This is a genomic window from Dyadobacter luticola (assembly GCF_005860805.1).
In the GTDB taxonomy this organism is placed as follows: domain Bacteria; phylum Bacteroidota; class Bacteroidia; order Cytophagales; family Spirosomataceae; genus Dyadobacter; species Dyadobacter luticola.
Genome location: NZ_VCEJ01000002.1, coordinates 2236626 through 2255363, shown reverse-complemented (window position 1 = coordinate 2255363; position 18738 = coordinate 2236626). Strand labels below are relative to the sequence as shown.

Here is an 18738-nt window from a genome sequence, read left to right as displayed (position 1 = left end):
ATGAAAAATCTCTTCTTACTCGTCGTCATTTTATTTTTGGCAAAACCAGCCTTACCGCAGGCCCAAAAACTGAGTTTGCAGGATGTAGTGCAGCTTTCGCGTGAAAATTCTATTTCGTCCAAACAGGCTGTCACAAAGAAAAAAACGAATTTCTGGCAGTACCGCTCATATCTCGCAGATTATAAGCCGCAACTAAGCCTGACGGGTACGCTTCCTGGATTTACAAGATCTTACATTCAGGTGGTGCAGCCCGACGGGACGATCTCCTTTCAGCAGGTTTCGAATAACAATTCCGTTTTGAATCTGTCTCTTAGTCAAGGAATTGCGTGGACGGGTGGGACGATTTACGTGCAGCAGCAGTTACAGCGTTTCGATGATTTTGCCAGAAATAATACCCGATACAATGGTATCCCTTTCGAAGTGGGCATTCAGCAGCCGCTCTTTCGGTTTAATGCCTTGAAATGGAACCGCAAAATTCAGCCTTTGATGTACCAGGAAGGCAACCAGCAATATGTACAGTCGCTGGAACAGGTGGCGCTGGATGCGACGGGTTACTATTTTGATCTGCTGGTGGCGCAGGTAAATCTTCAAATTGCGGAGAAAAACCGGAGCAACAATGATACGCTTTATAAGATTGCGCAGCATAAGCTGGAACTGGGTAAAATTTCTCAAAATGACCTTTTACAGCTTCAAATGGGCCTTTTAACTGCCCAGAAAGACTTGGCATCGGCCCAGCAAGCGGCCGCCGTGGCAACATTGAAACTGAAATTATATATGGGCTCGCGGGATGAGCGGGAGCTGGATCTCGAAATCCCTGCACAAGCCAGTGAGTTTATTGTGGATACGCAAATCGCTTTGAATGAGGCTTTTGCAAACCGATCTGCGGCCATCGGCTTTCAGCGAAGGTTGCTTGAAGCGGAGCGGGATGTCCAGTTTGCCAAAAAGGAAAATGGGCTGAATGCTTCCCTGAACGCCACTTTTGGTTTGTCCAACCAGGGCAATATGCCGCGGGATGTATATGTCAGCCCGCAAGACCGCGAGTTTGTGGAGTTACAGCTGACTTTGCCAATTTTGACCTGGGGCCGGAACAAGGCGCGGACGGAAGTGGCGCGCGCCAATCAGGAGTTTGCGCAACAATCGGTAGAGCAGGACAAGCTGACTTTTGAGCAGGAGATATTTACCCAGGTAACGCTTTTGCAAATGCTGCAAAAACAGGTAAAACTGACCAAACTGACCGACAACATTGCCGCCGAACGCTACCAGATCGCCAAAGACCGCTTCATTCTCAGCGACCTGAGCGTCACCGACCTGGGCATCGCCACACAGGAAAAAGACATCGCCAGGCGGGACTACATTGTCGCCTTAAGGGACTACTGGCAGTCATTTTACAGCCTGCGACTGCTCACACTTTATGACTTTGAAAAAAATCAGAAGATTAGCTACTAGATCAAATTCAATCATTCATTATTTAACCTGCCATGATCAAATTACAAAACGTTGAAAAAGTGTACCGCACCAGTTCTATCGAGACCCTCGCTTTGAACAACATTAACCTGGACGTCAAAAAGAAGGAATTTATTTCCATTATGGGGCCGTCGGGATGCGGGAAAAGTACGCTGCTGAACATTATGGGGCTGCTCGATGCACCTTCGAAGGGTCAGATTGAAATCGATGGTAGCAAGGTCGAAAACTACAATGACAAAGACCTGGCGCATCTGCGAAACCAGAAACTGGGCTTCATTTTCCAGAGCTTTCACCTGATCAATGATCTTTCGGTGATCGATAATGTGGAAATTCCACTGCTTTACCGGAGCAGTACCGCCAAACAGCGCCGCGATCTGGCGCAGGAGGCGCTGGAAAAAGTAGGTTTGAGCAACCGCATGAAACATTTCCCAAAACAGCTCTCGGGAGGTCAGAAACAGCGGGTCGCCATCGCGCGGGCCATTGTGGGCAAACCAGAAATTATTCTCGCCGACGAACCGACCGGAAACCTGGACAGCGTGATGGGAAACGAGATTTTGGGGATTTTACAAAAACTCAATGAGGACGGCGCTACCATTGTAATGGTTACCCACGACGATGCGATGGCGAAAAAAACGCACAGGTTGGTGAGGCTGTTCGACGGGACGCAGGTCATGTAATCATTCACTCATTCGAAATAAGAAATCATGCTCTCAAACTATATCAAAATCGCCTGGAAAGTGCTGCTGCGGCATCCTTTCTATACATTTATTACGCTCTTCGGGATCAGTCTCACGCTGACGGTGCTGATGGTGATCACCTCGTTTCTGGACCATTTGTTTGGTACACATTACCCCGAAGTGAACCGTGACCGCAGCCTGTACATTGGCACGGTGTTGCAGCAGGATTCGGCACATACTTCGATGTCTTCCGGCCCGGCGGCGTTCGGGTTTCTCGTTAAACACGCCAAGTCGCTTAAATCGGCCGAGCGCGTGACGATCTTGTCCAATTTCAGTTTTTCCAACACATACATTCATGGAAAAAAGATCAAGCTGAATACGAAATTTACTGACGCAGATTTTTGGTATGTGACTGGTTTTCAATTCTTAGAGGGTAAGCCGTACAATGAGGCCAACATTAAAAACGGCGACCAAGTGGCGGTGATCACGGATGCGCTGCGCGACCAGTATTTTGAAAAAGGTGCTTCGGTGGTGGGCAAGAACATTGAAATTGAAAATGTGATTTACCGGGTGATCGGGGTTGTAAAAGGTAGTCCGCCGACGCGGGTTTACACCTATTCGGATGTGTATTTTCCTTATACAGCACCGAAAAGCAATTACCAGGACAAAGGCATGCGCGGAAGGTACATTGCGATTGTTCTGGCAAAAAAGGCGAGTGACATTCCCGAAATCCAGGCCGAGTTTGACAACCACATTGGCAGCATTTCCAAAGAGGAGATCCGTGACGGTCAGCAATTTACGGTCCTGATCGTCCGTGCTGACCGCTACTTCGATCACTTTCTCAACACCTTTGCCCGCGACGATACGCAAAAAGCATTGTTTTACTCAATCATCGGACTGGTACTGTTGATGGTCATGGGTTTACCAGCTATTAACCTGGTGAATGTGAATGTGAGCCGCATACTGGAAAGGGCCTCTGAAATTGGGGTTAGAAAAGCATTTGGCGCGCCTTCCAAAGCATTGCTCTGGCAATTTATTATTGAAAATGTCTTTATCACATTCATCGGCGGCATGTTTGCACTGGCCTTGTCGCTGCTGGTAATCAGCATGATCAATGCCAGCGGATGGATCGCTTATGCCGATTTGACGATCAATTTCAGCGTTTTTCTCATCAGCATTGGTGTGTGCCTGCTTTTCGGGTTGCTTTCCGGCGTGTTGCCGGCATTCAGAATGTCCCGGCTCAAAATCGCGGAAGCGTTAAAAGTTTAATGATTCACTCATTGACACATTCACTCATTAAAAATCCCCATGTTACGACATCTCTTCAAATTAATCTGGAATAAAAAAGGTACCCACTCGCTGCTGATCGTAGAGATCTGGGCGTCGTTTATGGTACTCTTCGGCGTGCTTTCGCTGATTGTTTACAATGTGAGTAACTACGTGCAACCGATTGGCTTTCAGTATGAACAAGTCTGGAACCTGGATCTGGCCCACAACCAGGATACGATCCAGGAGGCGGAGAAAATCCAGCGCGTTTTACAGCGGGTAAGGTCTTACAAGGAAGTGGAATCGGCGTCGCGGATGAGTGGTAACACACCATTTTCAGCCAACCAGTCATCCGGGGGGATCACCTATAATAAGGTGGAAGTGCACGGTGATTTTTATGCAAGCGATGCCGAACTGTCCAAAGTGCTCGACCTGCCGCTGATTTCGGGAAGGTGGTACCGGGATGAAGATATGATTGCCAAATTCGTCCCTATTGTGATTAACAGTAAAATGCAGGAGAAGCTTTTTCTAAACGAAACTGCTCTGAATAAGGTGATTAAAATGGACGATAACCGCTATTTTAAAGTAGTCGGGGTAGTGGACAGGTTCAAAGCGAAGGGCGAATTTATGTCAGATGAACCCCTGGTTTTTGAAATGATCGGGAAGGATAACAAGTGGAACAGCAACATTCTGATTAAAACCAGGCCCGGCACCGATGCGGAATTCGAGGCAAAAATGGTGAAAGATATCGCAACCATGCTGCCAGGCTGGGGCATTGAAGTGAGTTACCTCAAAGATTCCCGCCTGACCCGCCACAATATCACACTTGTACCTGTTATGATTTTCTTAATTGTCAGTGGCTTTTTGCTGACCAATGTAGCACTGGGATTATTTGGAATATTAAACCTGAACATTGCCAGAAGAAAAGGCGAAATCGGTTTGCGCCGCGCGATGGGCGCCACGGAAGGAAAGGTTACAAACCAATTCTTAGGAGAAATATGGGTACTGGCGACTTTTAGTATGATATTAGGCCTGATCTTCGCCGTGCAGTTTCCACTCATGAATGTGTTCGACCTGGCGAGCAGTGTGTATGTCATGGCAATTATCCTGGCGATTGTGATTATCTATCTGATCGTCACATTATGCGCCTGGTTTCCTAGTAAGCAAGCAGCGCGGATACATCCGGCGGTGGCTTTGCATGAAGAATAAAGAATATGATCTTAATCGTTGATGATGATCTTGCCATCCGTACCTCCCTCGCTTTGCTTTTGAAAAGTGAGGGTTTTACGGTGAAGGGGGCGGGGACGCCGGAGGATACTTTTGAAATACTGAAAAACACGACGCCTGAGCTGATTTTGCTCGACCTGAATTTCTCGATTGAGACTTCGGGAGAGGAAGGAATGCAGCTTTTGAAGCGGATCAAGAAGTTCAATCCGGCTATTCCGGTTATTCTGATCACCGGCTGGGGCACGATTGACCTCGCGGTGATGGGGATGAAAGAGGGCGCCAATGATTTTATTACCAAACCGTGGCAGAATAGCTACCTGGTGCAGTCGGTGCGGACGATATTGAACCTGGCTGCGCAGACGCCGCAATCGGCCAACCGGCGCAGGCTGGAACAACAATATCATTTCGAAAACATTGTCGGTCAGGATGCCAAGTTGCTGGACATTCTGGAAACTGTCGGCCGGGTATCTTCGACGGACGCGCCGGTGCTTATCACCGGTGAAAGCGGAACTGGAAAGGAGCTGATTGCGGAGGCGATACATTCCAATTCCAAACGTAAATCGCGGCCTTTTGTGAAGGTAAACCTGGGCGGTATTTCGTCTACATTGTTTGAAAGTGAGCTTTTCGGCCACGTCCGCGGCGCCTTTACCGATGCCAAATCCGATCGGATCGGGCGTTTTGAGATGGCGCATAAAGGGTCGATTTTTCTTGACGAAATTGGTGAGCTGGATCTGGCGAGCCAGGTGAAATTGCTGCGGGTATTGCAGGAAAGAACATTCGAGCCGCTTGGAAGCAGTAAAAGCCGGACGGTGGATGTACGCGTGATTTGCGCTACTAACCGTAATCTGGAAGAAATGGTCGCCAACGGAACATTCCGGGAGGATTTGTATTACCGGATCAACCTGATCACTGTGAAGCTGCCGGCATTGCGGGAGCGGCCGGATGACATTCCGCTGCTTTCTGAGTTTTTTATTAACAATCTGAAAATCATTTACCAACGTCCGCATTTAACATTAAATCCCGCCGCGCGGAAGTGGCTGAAAACATTGCCTTTGCAGGGTAACATTCGGCAGCTCAAAAATCTGGTAGAGCGGACCGTATTACTTTCTTCCTCGGATACATTGGATATTGCTGACTTTCAGAAGAATTTGAATGCAAATCCTGTGGCGGCATCCACTAAAAACCTGCCGGAAGTAGGTACAATTACGTTGGAAGAAATGGAATTCCAGATGATTACACGGGCGATGCAGTTTCACCAGAATAAGGTGAGTAAAGTGGCCAGGTCGCTGGGAATCACGCGGTTTGCATTGTACCGCCGCCTCGAAAAGTTTGGGATTTCCTATGAATCCGAGGACGCATGAAACTTTCCACCAAGACAAGATACATTCTTTACATTTCGGCGCTGCACCTGGTGCTGGTGTTGCTGGTTTATAAAATCCTGTTTGAGAGTAAGTTACTATTTATCGGCTCGGAGATTTTTCTGTTCCTGTCGGCTATCGCGTCCATTCTTTTGTACCGAAATTTTATGCAACCTATCGAATTTGTGAGATCCGGAATTGAAGCCATTAAAGACAAGGATTTTTCGATCAAGTTTGTCCCGACCGGAAAAGGGGAGGTGGACTCGCTGATCGAAGTTTACAACCTGATGATCGACCAGCTGCGCGAGGAGCGGACGAAATTGCAGGAGCAGCATTTTTTCCTGGAAAAGCTCATCGAAGCCTCGCCGATCGCGATCATTATCCTTGATTTCGACGGACATATCCAGTCGCTGAATTTGAAGGCGAAAGAGCAGTTCAAAGGCACAGCTGAAAATTTATACGGACACAAATTGAGCGAAACCGGCCTGCCGTTACTTACAGAACTAGCCGGAATGGTCGACGGAGAATCTCGGATCGTCAAAACCAATGGTGTGTTGACATTCAAAGTCCAGCGCTCGCATTTCATGGACCAGGGTTTCAGCCGGTCATTTTTAATGATCGAGGAACTGACGAATGAAATCCTGGAATCGGAAAAAAACGCTTACGGAAAAGTGATCAGAATGATGGCGCACGAAGTTAATAACACGCTGGGCGCCACGGACTCTATTTTACAAACTACCAGCCAGGTGCTTTCTACAACGGATTTCGACGACGTCAGGGACGCCCTGCAAATCGCCTCCGAGCGCAACCAGCGCCTGACCGTCTTCATGCGCAACTTCGCCGACGTGGTACGTCTTCCAATGCCAACGAGTGTTGAAACCGACCTTGGGAAGCTGGCGAAAGACGTAACTGTTTTCATGGAACCTGCGGCGAGGCAGCGTGATGTTAGATTAAAATTAACACTACCTGAAACCCTTGTAATAGAAAACCTGGACCGCGGACAAATGGAGCACGTACTGGTGAATGTGATCAAAAACGCGATAGAGGCATGTTCCGCAGGTAACGAAATTCAGATAGAGGTGTCGGATGATAAACTTGAAATCAGAAACAACGGAAAGCCTATCGCCGCGGAAGCTGTAACAAAGCTTTTTAATCCGTTTTTCAGTACCAAGCGAGACGGGCAGGGGATTGGACTGACGTTAACCCGGGAGATTTTGGTAAATCACGGGTTTGGATTTTCGCTACGGACGGGAGAGGATGGGTGGACGGTTTTTAGTGTTGAAATGTTCAATTAAGCCCCATATTTATGCTTTTACCCGGCAATCAAAGATCGATGTTAAATGCATCCGCCGTCGCTACTCAATAATCACAAACGGCGTAGGACTAAACGAAATCACGAAAATCACTAGCGCGAGGATCCCCAAAATGACACGCGGGAGGTCCAGTGGCTTGTCTTCTTCGGTTTCGGGGTGGCGGATGCCGAGGAAGCGGCCGAGGATGAAAACGAAGGGTAAAAAGCCGGACGAACCTTTCCATTCTGGGCGGAGATAGGTGATGCCGAATTGGAGTACAACAATGATGAGACTGATCATCAGGGCGGTAGACGGAAGGTCGCTGACGCGCCGGAAGCAGATGAAGAGGAAATAAATATAAAATGCGAGGTAAATCAGTTGCTCGTAAAACTGCCCGTCACTGCCGGTGGCAAATGACTTGGTCGTGAAAAGCCCTAAACCAGCGTAAAAAGCAAATATCCCGAACAAAACAGGCGCGATTACGTCGAACTTCTTTTTGCCGATCAGACCGTAGAGAATATGTCCGCCGTCCAGCTGACCAATTGGGATCAGATTAAGGGAAGTGAAAAACAGGGCAAGATATCCTGCGAAAATGTAGGGATAATGCACCATTTCGTATGGATGGGGCAGCCTGGCCGGGTCAGCGACGTTGTTTTTGAAGAAAGAAAAAAGAATGTTGTCACCCAGTGCCAGAATTTCGTGGGCATTCTGGTAGGCATATTTGGGATAATCCAATCCGTATTGTGCAAATTCCGGGTGCACTTTGAAAATATACTCCGGCGGCGGCAAATGCGTGAAACCGTACCAAAGCACAACCAATGCAGCAATAAAACCGGCTAGCGGGCCGGCAATGCCAATATCAAAAAATTTAAGCCTCGACCTTACGACCGATTTGATCCGGATAAATGCGCCCATCGTGCCGATACTTTGCGAGAAACCAAACCAGAGCGGGATGTAAAAAGGTAACGTGACCTTGACCTTATGATATTTGGCCACAAAATAATGTCCGAATTCGTGGACCGTCAGAATGGCTAAGAATGGAATTGAAAAGTGAAAACCCTGCATGAACTGGTACCAGCCCATAAATTTGGTATTTTCTGGTAGCTCTGCATCCGTTTTTCCAGCACCAAGAAAAACGGCAAAATCGTAAATGAAGGAAAAGATATTACCAAACATCCACTCGGCGCCGGCCATGGTGGTGGTAATGATGGTTGCAATAAAAAGAAGCGCCTGGATTACGTAAGTGCGTGAGTTAGACTGCATAGTCTTTCAGATATTCCAAAATGGTGGTCGGCTTCTGAACGTGAATGGTGTTGATGCCGACCTGGTTAGCGCCTTGAATGTTGTCGAAATTATCGTCCAGGAAAAGTGTTTCTTCGGCTTTGATCCCGGCTTGTTCCAGCACTTTTTCATAAATGCGGGTATCTGGTTTCATCAGCCCCATTTCGTAGGAAAGGAATACGATCTCAAACAAATCTTCCAGTTTTTCGATGCCGGTAGATGCTTCCAAAATTTTATTCACCTGCGTAATGTGGATCGAGCTGGTGTTGCTGAGCAGGAAAATGCGGTAGGTTTCTTTCAGTTTTTTCAAAAGCTCCACTCTTTCAGGCGGCAGATCCAGCAGCAAGCTATTCCAGGCTGTATCAATGGCTTCGTCGGACAAGTCTGAAAAATCAAGAATATGCCTGATAAAATTCCGGAAACCGGCTTCATCGAGGGTACCAGTTTCGAACTGACGGAAAAGGTCGTTTTCCTTGAAAATGGTCAGGATTTCGCTTTGCTCCCGGCCGCTCAGCTCGGCGAAAGATTTGGAAGCAACCGGCACATCAATGTTGAGAATGACGTCGCCAAGGTCGAAAATGATATTTTTGATCTGTGGGTTTTTCATGGAATTTTATTCGACGACTACACCCATGGCGCAGAATTTCTCGATCCGCTGATCGATCCGGTCCGCGTCGCTGATGGCCGAGAGTTCTGTAATATTTTCGAGGATCACCCTTTTCAGCTCGTCCGCCATCCAGTTGTGGTCCAGATGTGCGCCGCCCAGCGGTTCGGAAATAATACCGTCGATGAGGTTGTTCTTCTTCATATCCTTGGCGGTGATCTTCATCGCTTCTGCCGCTTGCTCTTTGAAATCCCAGCTTCTCCAAAGGATCGCCGAACAGTTTTCGGGAGAAATCACAGAGTACCAGGTGTTTTCCAACATTAAAACACGGTCACCGATCGCGATGCCCAATGCACCGCCGGAAGCGCCTTCGCCGATCACAATACAGATCACGGGCACTTTCAGCATGAACATTTCTTTCAGGTTTCTCGCAATCGCCTCGCCTTGTCCGCGCTCCTCGGCTTCCATACCCGGAAATGCACCCGGCGTATCGATCAATGTCACGATAGGTTTGTTGAATTTCTCAGCCAGCTTCATCAGGCGCAAGGCTTTCCGGTAACCCTCAGGATTGGGCATCCCGAAGTTCCGGTGCTGGCGCTGCTTGGTATTCCGGCCTTTTTGCTGGCCGATCAGCATAAACGACTGCCCGCCCACATTGGCCAGACCGCCGATAATGGCCGGATCGTCCCGTACCTGCCGGTCGCCGTGCAATTCAATGAATTCATCGCAGATCAGCTCCACGTAGTCCAGGGTGTACGGACGGTCGGGGTGACGCGAGAGTTGCACACGCTGCCAGCGCGTAAGGTTTTCAAAGATTTCTTTTCGAAGATTTGTAATATTATTTTCCAGTAAGGAAATCGCGGCGGAAAAGTCAACATTGTTTTCCTTCGCTAATGTTTTCATTTCTTCGAGCTTGCGTTCGAGCTCGGCCATAGGTTTTTCAAAATCCAGGTATGTCCTCATATTTAGGTTCTTGTAGTGGGCTGAAAGGTCTTAAAGTTCGTAAGTGCGACCTCTGAGTGGTATCTCTACCGATTTATAGCCGTGTTCTTGAATAATGTGCTGGAAATCAGCCATGCTTGTCTGTTCTCCATGGACGAGAAAAATGCCTTTGAGCTTTTCCGGGTCCTGCATTTTTACAAATTTCAAAAGGTCATTCTGATCTCCGTGGCCGCTAAATACGTCAATTTTTTCAATATTAGCCAAGACGGGCAATTGCTTTCCGCGGATCGAAATCGTATCCTGTCCATTTAGCAGCCGCCACCCCAATGTTCCCTCCGAAGCGTAGCCGATCATCAGGATCGTCGCATACGGATTGCCGATATTAGCCTCCACGTGCTGCTCCACGCGACCACCCTGCACCATCCCCGAAGAAGATATAATAATGCAGGGTTCATTATAATTGGAAACCGCCCGGCTTGCGTCAGAACTTTCAAGATAGATCAGATTTTCGAAATCAAAAAGCATATCATTATTCTCCTGAAAACTCCGTGCCTCCTTGTTCAGCATCCGCGAATGCTTTTGGTAAACTTTGGTACTGCTGTACGCCAAAGGACTGTCGGAGAAGACTTTAATAAAAGGAAACGACTTGTCGAGGTACAGCTTGTTGAGCGTATAGAGCAAAGCCTGCGTCCGCCCGACGCTGAATGAAGGAATAATCAGCCTGCCCGGAATGTCGATGCAGGTCCTTTTAATCACATCGGCCAGCGCCTCTACCGGGGCATTCTGGTTTTCGTGCAGCCGGTTTCCATAAGTCGATTCGCAAATGAGGTAGTCTACCTGCGGAATTTCTTGTGGATCAATGAGTAAGGGGTAGTTTTTTCTCCCAATATCGCCTGAAAAGCAGAGTCTTTTTCTCTCGCCATTTTCAAAGACTTCCACCACAATGTGCGCCGCGCCGAGCAAATGTCCGGCGGCGTAGAAGGTCACCGCCACATTATCCGCAATGCGGTAGCGCTGGCCAAAAGCCACCGGCACAAAATTCTCCATCGCTTCCAGCACATTCTTTTCTACAAAATAATCCATGGGCACACCCTTGGATTTCTTGCCGCGTTTTTTGGAGCCGGAAGCATTATTTCGCGCATTGAGACGCTTTTGATGCAGGTTTGCCGCATCTTTCAGCAGCAGGGATGTAAGCGCAAGGGTAGGTTCGGTACATACCACGCGGCCTTCAAATCCTTCTTTAAATAAATTAGGAATATTGCCCGAGTGGTCAATGTGTGCGTGGGTAAGGAGTACCGTGTTGATTAAGCTCGGTTCAAACGGAAATACGCTTTTTTGTTCTTCATATCTGGTGCGTTTGCCAATTTCATCTAGATCAAAGTCCGAGCCGCAGTCGATCAGTATTCGGTAGTCGTCGGATTCCAGGAGAAACATACTACCTGTAACTTGCTGCGCAGCTCCCCAAAATGTCAATTTCATATATTATCGGGGTGTGAAAGCCATATTAAGATTTTTCTCTCAGTCAGAAAAATCAATATCATTTTTGTATCCCAGGCCCGGAAGAAGCCGATCGATTGCCTGATATCTGACAAAAGTACCAAAAAAGAGAGTGAGATTTGGACAATCCTTATTAGTTTAGGTTTGGGTATCCCGAAATTTTCCCTCACTTCCGGCAGTTCATGAGACTTTACGCTTTACTCTTTCTGATATTTTTTTCTCAAAACAGTTTCTCCCAGACGATAGACAGCCTCGCGCTGAATGCTTTGCGCGACGCGGTACTCGAATTACAAAACAGCGAAATCATGCGGAGCGGATCACTGGCGGTCAGCGTGAAATCTGTCAAAGAAAAAGGCTTTGTTTTTGGTATCAACCAGGAACGCTCGCTGCCTTCCGCTTCTATTTTGAAATTGGTTTCAACGGCCACGGTGCTGTCGGTTTTTGGGGGAGATTTTAAGTTTCAAACATTCCTGGAACACGATGGCGTGATCAGCGGGGACACATTGAAAGGCAACCTGTACATTCATGGAACCGGCGATCCTTCCCTGGGGAGTGACCGTTTTACAGGTTATCTCAAATCAAATGAATTATTGAACCGCTGGACCGCCGCAGTAAAAAAAGCCGGGATTAAATATATCAAAGGAAAAGTGCTGGCCGACGCCTCGTTTTTCGACAGCAATACGGTTGCGAGCACCTGGATCTGGGGTGACATTGGCAATTACTACGGTGCTGGCGTGCAGGGACTTAACTTCAACGAAAATTTATACAGGATCAAATTCAAGCCCGGCGTCGAGTTCGGCGACCCGACCAGCGTCCTGGGCACAGAGCCCGATATCCCTTATCTGACATTCACCAATCAGGTCACAACCGGCGAAAAAGGCTCCGGCGACAAAACCATTGTGTACAGCAGCCCGCTGGGAAACAATGTAGTACTGACCGGGACCATACCAGCAGGTGTCGCGACGTTTAGTGTTAAGGGTTCCATACCGAACCCTGCCGAGTATGTAGCTTTTGCATTAAAGAGAAGTTTGGTGAATGCCTCAGTCAATGTCACCGACGAACTTTTGCCATTGAAAATCGCAGGTGCGCCAACACCCGTTTCAAAGCAAATTCTGGACGAATACAAATCACCGCCGCTGCGGGACCTGTGCCAGCAAACGAACTTTTGGAGCATTAACCTTTATGCAGACACTTTTTTCAAACAAGCCGGAAAAAGACTGTCAGGGAAATCAGAATACGATAATGCGGCGACTGCCATCACGGCTTTCTGGTCCGGCAAGGGCGCTGACCTCCGCGGATTTTACATTAAAGACGGCAGCGGCTTATCACCCTCGGGATCGGTGACGGCCAATAGTATGACGGACATTCTCAACATTGTCAATAGTGATGTCAGCTTCAATGATTTTTATAAAAGCATTGGCATTTTAGGCCAGAATGGTACAGTGCGAAATCTTGGAAAGGGAAGCCGCGCTGCCGGAAACATGCACGCAAAAAGCGGTTCGATCGAAGGTACACGGGCTTTTGCAGGATATGTGACTGCCAAATCGGGCGCGCTGCTCAGTTTTACGATTATCGCTAACAAATATATGCCCGGAAGCCAGCGGCTGGTATCCGATGAATTGGTGAGATTGATGACTTTGATTGCACAATTGTAGTCTTCATTGAATAGCTTTGCGGTGTTTACTATTTAATTTTCACCATGATCAAAACAGACGTCTGTGTAATTTACTATGGCAAGCCTTATCAGACCATTATTTCGATACTCACACTCCTGAAATTCAGCCGCCAGCACATTAATAAAATATACATTACCGTCGAAAAACGGCAGCCTTACGACAAGTTCGGCGATGTGTACCACGTGATCAAAGAGATCAGTCCGCTGATTGAAATCGATTTATACTATCCCAAATATTTTTACCAGCTGGGCGGTCTGGACTACAACCGCACCAAAGTTGACGCTGTTTACCGCTACCAAATTCCTTACCAGTACGCGCTGGAAAATGCTACGTCCGATTACCTTTTCATCATGCATAATGATATGGTTTTCCACAAGGATATGATCGGCGATATGCTGCCCGTGATCACTGCCGACGAGCAGATGGCGGGCACCGGCTCCATCGGACAATGCTGGTCTTGCCCGGGATTTTCAGCGAAAGTTTGTCACGGTTCAAAATTCCAGTACTTCGTCCCCACACAGGCTGAGGCGCTGGCATTGCATGAAACCTACAACACGCCGCGGAAAGAAAAGGACATTGAAGTGATCAATACCGGCCGGTTTTACCCGATGCCGGAATGTCGCCTCAATGAATATGCCTGCATGATCAAGCTTGATACGTACCGTCGCGTAACATTGCCGAAAGGTGATAATGTTTGTTTTGGCGGAAACTGGGGTTTTACGGCCGATTTAGGCACCGGCTGGTTCTACCAAATGGTAAACCAGGGCTTCAAGTTCCAGCATTTTGTTCTGGAAGATTATGCCTCACATTCTCAATTCAATCCTATCGGGCAGGGGATACATGCTTATTCCAAAGAAGATAACTATAATTTGAGCGAGGCGAATGCTTTGGCTTATCTGAAAGAGAATTTCAACACCGACGCTTCACTGGATGCACATTATCAAAAGCTGGCAAAAAACAGGATTTTGAAAGGTAAAATCGGGAAGAAAGTGGATTTGTACGAGCACAAAGTCAGAAAGGCATTCCGGATGCTTTTAGGAAAAGGGGCATAAATTATTATTCAGTTAGTATAAAATTGAAAAACGCCGGGATCGATCAGGATTCCGGCGTTTTTTGTTAAAAATCAGGCAATGTTAGCTTGCAATCTTCTCAATAATAAAATTGTGATTGGTATAAATGCAAAGGTCCGCTGCGACGGTCAGACCTTCCCGGACCATTTCCTCGGCGGATAAATGTCCCGCGTGTTTCTTCAAAGCCTGCGCGGCCGATAAGGCATAATTTCCACCCGAGCCAATCGCCGCAATACCATTTTCAGGCTCTAAAACATCACCAGTTCCCGAAATAACCAGGATTTCTTCCTTGCTTGCCACGATCATCATCGCTTCCAGTTTCCGGAGATAGCGATCTGTACGCCAGTCTTTTGCAAGTTCAATCGCGGCGCGTTTCATATTGCCACCGTAAGAATTGAGTTTTTCTTCAAATTTTTCGAGCAGGGTAAATGCATCGGCTGTGGATCCGGCAAAGCCTGCAAGAATCTTTCCACCCATCAAAACCCTGATTTTCCGCACATTGCCTTTTGCCACAGTATTGCCCATCGTCGCCTGGCCGTCGGCACCCAGGGAAACATTCCCATTATGAAGCACGCCCAGGACGGTTGTTGCATGTATTTTTTCCATGAAGTGATTTTCGTGATTAGAATTCTGAAACTGCCCCAAAACAAAAGTGCCAGGCTGTAAAACCTGACACTTTGTATGTTTTTTTAAAACTGAAACCTTAAACCAGCATGCTCATCGGCTCTTCCAACAGTTTTTTCACTGTCAAGAGGAACTGGGCAGCGGTGGCGCCGTCTACCACACGGTGGTCAGCGGACAGGGTTACTTTCATAATGTTGGTCGGGTAAACCGTACCGTCTTCTTTGAAAGCAGCTACTTTTTTGATACCACCCACAGCCAGGATGCAGGAATCCGGCGGGTTGATGATAGCTGTAAACTCATCTACGCCAAACATACCCAGGTTCGAGATCGAGAAGGTGTTGCCTTCCCAGTCTTTCGGCTGCAATTTTTTATCTTTTGCCTTGCCAGCCAGGTCTTTTACTTCCCCCGAAATGACAGACATGGTTTTCTTATCCGCATCGCGAACAACCGGCACCAGCAGACCTTCGTCTACCGCAACCGCCACGCCAATGTTGACATAATTGTATTTTCTGATCTTATCACCTAACCACGCAGAATTCACGGCAGGATGTTGTCTCAGCGCCAGTGCACAAGCTTTGATCACCATATCATTAAAAGAGATCTTGGCAGGGCTCACCTCATTCAGCTGCGGACGCAATGCCATCGCTTTATCCATCACGATTTCCATCGTTACATAGAAATGCGGCGCGGTGAATAAGCTTTCGCTCAATCTGCGGGCAATGGTTTTACGCATTTGCGAGATTGGCGTATCGGTAAAATCTCCGGGCGTCGCTACGCCCGTTGCTGGTGCGGCAGGAGCTGCGGCTGGTGCAGATTCTGCTTTTGGTGCAGGAGCAGCAGCCGGAGCTGGTGCAGATTCAGCTTTGGCAGCTGGTTTAAACTCGTCAATGTCGCGTTTTACAATACGGCCATTATCGCCGGTTCCAGCAATCTGGTTCAGGCTGATACCTTTTTCGTCTGCTATTTTCTTCGCGAGCGGGGACGCTTTGATGCGGTCGCCGGAATCGGCTACGGAAACAGATTTTTCTGTACCATTTGAAGATGCATCAGGTGTTCCTTCTTTTGGTGCAGGTGCAGCTTCCACATCCGCAGTTTGCTCTCCATTTTCACGGGCGATCAGCGCGTCAATATTCGCGCCTTCCTCACCAATTACCGCGATAATCGCATCTACCGGTACAGATTCACCCTCTTTAATCCCTACAAAAAGCAATGTGCCGTCTTCGTAAGCTTCCAGTTCCATCGTGGCCTTATCGGTTTCGACTTCCGCCAGTATATCGCCTGATTTTACTTTATCACCTACCTTTTTCTGCCACGAAACCAGCGTACCTTCTTCCATGGTATCGCTCATTTTGGGCATACGCACTACTGCAGCATTGATTTTTTCAGTAGAAGCGGCTGGTTTTGCAGGAGCAGGGTCAGGTTCTTTCGGCGCCTCACCTGGCTTCGGTGCTTCCGGGGTTACAGTTTCAACCGCAGGCGCTTCCGATTTTGGTTCTTCTTTTGGAGCGCTTCCGTTGGCAGAACCATTGCTGGCGCCTTCCAGAAGCGATTTGTAATCTTCTCCTTCATTTCCAACAATCGCCATCACCCCATCAATGGGCACAGCGTCGCCTTTATTTACACCGATGTACAGAAGCGTACCGTCATAGTAAGATTCCATCTCCATCGTAGCCTTGTCGGTTTCAACATCAGCCAGGATATCGCCGGATTTTATTTTATCACCTACTTTTTTGTGCCATTCCGCGATAACACCCTCTTCCATGGTGTCGCTCATTTTGGGCATACGAATTACTTCTGCCATATCGCTTGTTAAGGTATTTTAGTTTCTTGGTACGAAATTAGAATTACGCCAAAATTACAACAAAAGGCGAATAATTCACGCGCTAATTGATTTTCAAAACCGCCATAAAAGCCTCCTGCGGGATCTCCACATTGCCTACCTGGCGCATTCTTTTCTTTCCTTTTTTCTGTTTTTCGAGCAGCTTGCGTTTACGCGAAATATCACCCCCGTAACATTTGGCCAATACGTCTTTCCGCATCGCCTTCACCGTTTCACGGGCAATGATTTTTTGTCCGATAGCCGCCTGGATCGCGATTTCGAACATTTGCCGCGGGATCAATTCGCGAAGTTTTTCACAAAGCTTTTTACCCCACTCGTAAGATTTGGACCGGTGCACGATCGCCGAAAGCGCATCCACCGCCTCGCCATTCAACATGACATCCAGCTTCACCATATCCGACTCCTGGTAGCCCGATAGCTCGTAATCCAGTGAGGCATAGCCTCTTGAAATGGTTTTAAGCCTGTCAAAAAAGTCAAAAACAACTTCTGCCAGCGGGATCAGGAATTGCAGTTCTACACGCTCCGCAGTCAGGTACACCTGGTTTTTCAGGATACCTCTTTTATCCATACACAAATTCAGGATCGGGCCAATGTAGTCCGACTTGGTGATGATCTGCGCATTAATGTAAGGTTCTTCAATATACTTGATAAAATTCGGCTCGGGCATTTCCGAAGGCGCGCTGATATTCATGAGCTTATCCTTGGTATTGAGCACCCTGAACTGCACCGAAGGCACCGTGGTGATCACCGTCATATCAAACTCGCGTTCCAGTCTTTCCTGCACGATTTCCATGTGCAGCATCCCAAGGAATCCGCAGCGGAACCCGAATCCAAGTGCCGCAGAGGTTTCCGGTTCCCACACCAGCGCAGCATCATTGAGCTGCAACTTTTCCATCGCCTCACGCAATTCCTCAAACTCACTGGTATCCACCGGATATATCCCTGCAAAAACCATTGGTTTTACTTCCGAAAATCCCCTGATCGCCTCCTTAGCAGGGCGGTCAATGTGCGTGAATGTATCGCCTACCTTCACTTCCTTCGCCACTTTGATACCTGAAATCAGGTAACCTACATCGCCGCATTCCACCACTTGTTTCGGGATTTGCGCCAGACCTAATGTACCGATCTCATCCGCAATATATTCCTTGCCGGTAGCCATAAATTTCACGCGGTCACCTTTTCTGATGCTGCCGTTTTTAACCCGGAAAATAACCTCGATACCGCGGTAAGAGTTAAAAACCGAGTCGAAAATCAACGCCTGCAGAGGTCCGTCGGGGTCGCCCACCGGTGCGGGAATGCGTTCGATGATGGCATTCAGGATTTCTTCAATACCAATGCCTTCCTTGCCGCTTGCCGGGATAATGTCCTCGCGGTTACAGTCGAGCAGGTCCACCATTTCGTCCTTGATCTCCTCAGGCATCGCGCCGGGAAGGTCAATTTTATTCAAAACCGGGATAATGACGAGGTCGTGGTTGATCGCCAGGTATAAGTTGGAAATGGTCTGTGCCTCAGTGCCTTGGGATGCATCTACCAGGAGCAGTGCGCCTTCGCAGGCAGCGATGGAGCGGGAAACTTCGTAGGAAAAATCCACGTGCCCTGGCGTATCGATCAGGTTTAATATGTACTCCTCGCCTTTGTACAGATAATTCATCTGGATCGCGTGGCTCTTAATGGTGATGCCGCGCTCGCGTTCCAGGTCCATATTGTCGAGGAGCTGGGCTTGCATTTCGCGCTGGGTCACAGTTTTGGTGAATTCCAGCAGGCGGTCGGCCAATGTGCTTTTACCGTGGTCGATATGGGCGATAATGCAAAAATTACGGATTTTCTTCATGAAGTAGTAACTAATCAAATGCTTTGAAGGATAAGTTCAGGCCAAAGCAATCACAAAATTACGAGGGTAATTAAATTTTCAACAGCTTT

Annotated in this window: 15 protein-coding genes; 8 read left to right on the top strand and 7 right to left on the bottom strand. The window is 47.9% G+C overall.

Translation table 11 applies throughout. From position 1 onward, the window contains the following. From FEN17_RS09500 to FEN17_RS09475, 6 genes are read left to right on the top strand one after another with little or no spacing between them, the layout of a single operon-like run. The gene (locus FEN17_RS09500; RefSeq protein ID WP_138365017.1) at positions 1-1446 is read left to right on the top strand and encodes a TolC family protein; all 1446 of its coding nucleotides are present in this window, start codon (positions 1-3) and stop codon (positions 1444-1446) included. Positions 1447-1478: 32 nt separating this feature from the next. Continuing rightward, a complete protein-coding gene (locus tag FEN17_RS09495; RefSeq protein WP_138365016.1) occupies positions 1479-2141 on the top strand; it encodes an ABC transporter ATP-binding protein in 663 nt (220 codons plus the stop codon). A 27-nt stretch (positions 2142-2168) separates the two neighbouring features. Continuing rightward, the gene (locus FEN17_RS09490; protein WP_138365015.1) at positions 2169-3410 is read left to right on the top strand and encodes an ABC transporter permease; all 1242 of its coding nucleotides are present in this window, start codon (positions 2169-2171) and stop codon (positions 3408-3410) included. 39 nt (positions 3411-3449) lie between these two features. Beyond that, positions 3450-4616 carry an ABC transporter permease gene (locus tag FEN17_RS09485; protein ID WP_138365014.1) on the top strand — a complete coding sequence of 389 codons (1167 nt, stop codon included), beginning with the start codon at positions 3450-3452 and terminating at the stop codon, positions 4614-4616. A 5-nt stretch (positions 4617-4621) separates the two neighbouring features. Then, positions 4622-5995, top strand: coding sequence for a sigma-54-dependent transcriptional regulator (locus FEN17_RS09480; protein ID WP_138365013.1), 1374 nt, complete (start codon positions 4622-4624; stop codon positions 5993-5995). Next, complete coding sequence (locus tag FEN17_RS09475) at positions 5992-7287, top strand: sensor histidine kinase (protein WP_138365012.1); 1296 nt, start codon at positions 5992-5994, stop codon at positions 7285-7287. Before FEN17_RS09480 ends, FEN17_RS09475 begins: the two co-directional genes overlap by 4 nt. 60 nt (positions 7288-7347) lie before the next feature. Here FEN17_RS09475 and FEN17_RS09470 read toward each other — a convergent pair whose 3' ends face one another. From FEN17_RS09470 to FEN17_RS09455, 4 genes are read right to left on the bottom strand one after another with little or no spacing between them, the layout of a single operon-like run. Beyond that, positions 7348-8547: a site-2 protease family protein gene (locus FEN17_RS09470; RefSeq protein WP_138365011.1), complete on the bottom strand. Its 1200-nt coding sequence runs from the start codon at positions 8545-8547 to the stop codon at positions 7348-7350. Next, entirely contained in the window at positions 8537-9172 is a 636-nt protein-coding gene (locus FEN17_RS09465) for an HAD family hydrolase (protein ID WP_138365010.1), read from the bottom strand. The genes FEN17_RS09470 and FEN17_RS09465 overlap by 11 nt, the downstream gene beginning before the upstream one ends. 6 nt (positions 9173-9178) lie before the next feature. Then, positions 9179-10132: an acetyl-CoA carboxylase carboxyltransferase subunit alpha gene (locus FEN17_RS09460; RefSeq protein ID WP_138365009.1), complete on the bottom strand. Its 954-nt coding sequence runs from the start codon at positions 10130-10132 to the stop codon at positions 9179-9181. Between the two features lie 30 nt (positions 10133-10162). Beyond that, on the bottom strand, positions 10163-11590 hold the full coding sequence (locus FEN17_RS09455; RefSeq protein WP_138365008.1) for an MBL fold metallo-hydrolase RNA specificity domain-containing protein: 1428 nt from the start codon (positions 11588-11590) through the stop codon (positions 10163-10165). Between the two features lie 200 nt (positions 11591-11790). On the opposite strand from FEN17_RS09455, the gene dacB reads away from it, so the two are divergent. Together dacB and FEN17_RS09445 are read left to right on the top strand one after the other, a co-directional pair. Beyond that, positions 11791-13263 (top strand): D-alanyl-D-alanine carboxypeptidase/D-alanyl-D-alanine endopeptidase, encoded by a 1473-nt coding sequence (gene dacB / locus FEN17_RS09450; protein ID WP_138365007.1) that lies wholly within the window; start codon positions 11791-11793, stop codon positions 13261-13263. 44 nt (positions 13264-13307) lie between these two features. Then, positions 13308-14336 (top strand): hypothetical protein, encoded by a 1029-nt coding sequence (locus FEN17_RS09445; RefSeq protein WP_138365006.1) that lies wholly within the window; start codon positions 13308-13310, stop codon positions 14334-14336. A gap of 81 nt (positions 14337-14417) precedes the next feature. Here the strand turns inward: FEN17_RS09445 and hslV are convergent, their stop codons facing one another. The 3 genes from hslV to lepA form a co-directional block, all read right to left on the bottom strand. Continuing rightward, the gene (hslV, locus tag FEN17_RS09440) at positions 14418-14960 is read right to left on the bottom strand and encodes an ATP-dependent protease subunit HslV (protein WP_138365005.1); all 543 of its coding nucleotides are present in this window, start codon (positions 14958-14960) and stop codon (positions 14418-14420) included. 97 nt (positions 14961-15057) lie between these two features. After that, complete coding sequence (locus FEN17_RS09435) at positions 15058-16779, bottom strand: pyruvate dehydrogenase complex dihydrolipoamide acetyltransferase (protein ID WP_138365004.1); 1722 nt, start codon at positions 16777-16779, stop codon at positions 15058-15060. Between the two features lie 82 nt (positions 16780-16861). Next, positions 16862-18649: a translation elongation factor 4 gene (gene lepA / locus FEN17_RS09430; RefSeq protein ID WP_138365003.1), complete on the bottom strand. Its 1788-nt coding sequence runs from the start codon at positions 18647-18649 to the stop codon at positions 16862-16864. Between the last annotated feature and the right edge of the window lie 89 nt (positions 18650-18738).

Coding starts and splice junctions, on each gene's coding strand:
- FEN17_RS09470 (WP_138365011.1), bottom strand. CDS start 8,547: ATGCAGTCTAACTCACGCACTTACGTAATCCAGGCGCTTCTTTTTATT.
- FEN17_RS09435 (WP_138365004.1), bottom strand. CDS start 16,779: ATGGCAGAAGTAATTCGTATGCCCAAAATGAGCGACACCATGGAAGAG.
- lepA (WP_138365003.1), bottom strand. CDS start 18,649: ATGAAGAAAATCCGTAATTTTTGCATTATCGCCCATATCGACCACGGT.
- FEN17_RS09445 (WP_138365006.1), top strand. CDS start 13,308: ATGATCAAAACAGACGTCTGTGTAATTTACTATGGCAAGCCTTATCAG.
- FEN17_RS09500 (WP_138365017.1), top strand. CDS start 1: ATGAAAAATCTCTTCTTACTCGTCGTCATTTTATTTTTGGCAAAACCA.
- FEN17_RS09460 (WP_138365009.1), bottom strand. CDS start 10,132: ATGAGGACATACCTGGATTTTGAAAAACCTATGGCCGAGCTCGAACGC.
- FEN17_RS09455 (WP_138365008.1), bottom strand. CDS start 11,590: ATGAAATTGACATTTTGGGGAGCTGCGCAGCAAGTTACAGGTAGTATG.
- FEN17_RS09490 (WP_138365015.1), top strand. CDS start 2,169: ATGCTCTCAAACTATATCAAAATCGCCTGGAAAGTGCTGCTGCGGCAT.
- FEN17_RS09480 (WP_138365013.1), top strand. CDS start 4,622: ATGATCTTAATCGTTGATGATGATCTTGCCATCCGTACCTCCCTCGCT.
- FEN17_RS09495 (WP_138365016.1), top strand. CDS start 1,479: ATGATCAAATTACAAAACGTTGAAAAAGTGTACCGCACCAGTTCTATC.
- FEN17_RS09475 (WP_138365012.1), top strand. CDS start 5,992: ATGAAACTTTCCACCAAGACAAGATACATTCTTTACATTTCGGCGCTG.
- dacB (WP_138365007.1), top strand. CDS start 11,791: ATGAGACTTTACGCTTTACTCTTTCTGATATTTTTTTCTCAAAACAGT.
- FEN17_RS09485 (WP_138365014.1), top strand. CDS start 3,450: ATGTTACGACATCTCTTCAAATTAATCTGGAATAAAAAAGGTACCCAC.
- hslV (WP_138365005.1), bottom strand. CDS start 14,960: ATGGAAAAAATACATGCAACAACCGTCCTGGGCGTGCTTCATAATGGG.
- FEN17_RS09465 (WP_138365010.1), bottom strand. CDS start 9,172: ATGAAAAACCCACAGATCAAAAATATCATTTTCGACCTTGGCGACGTC.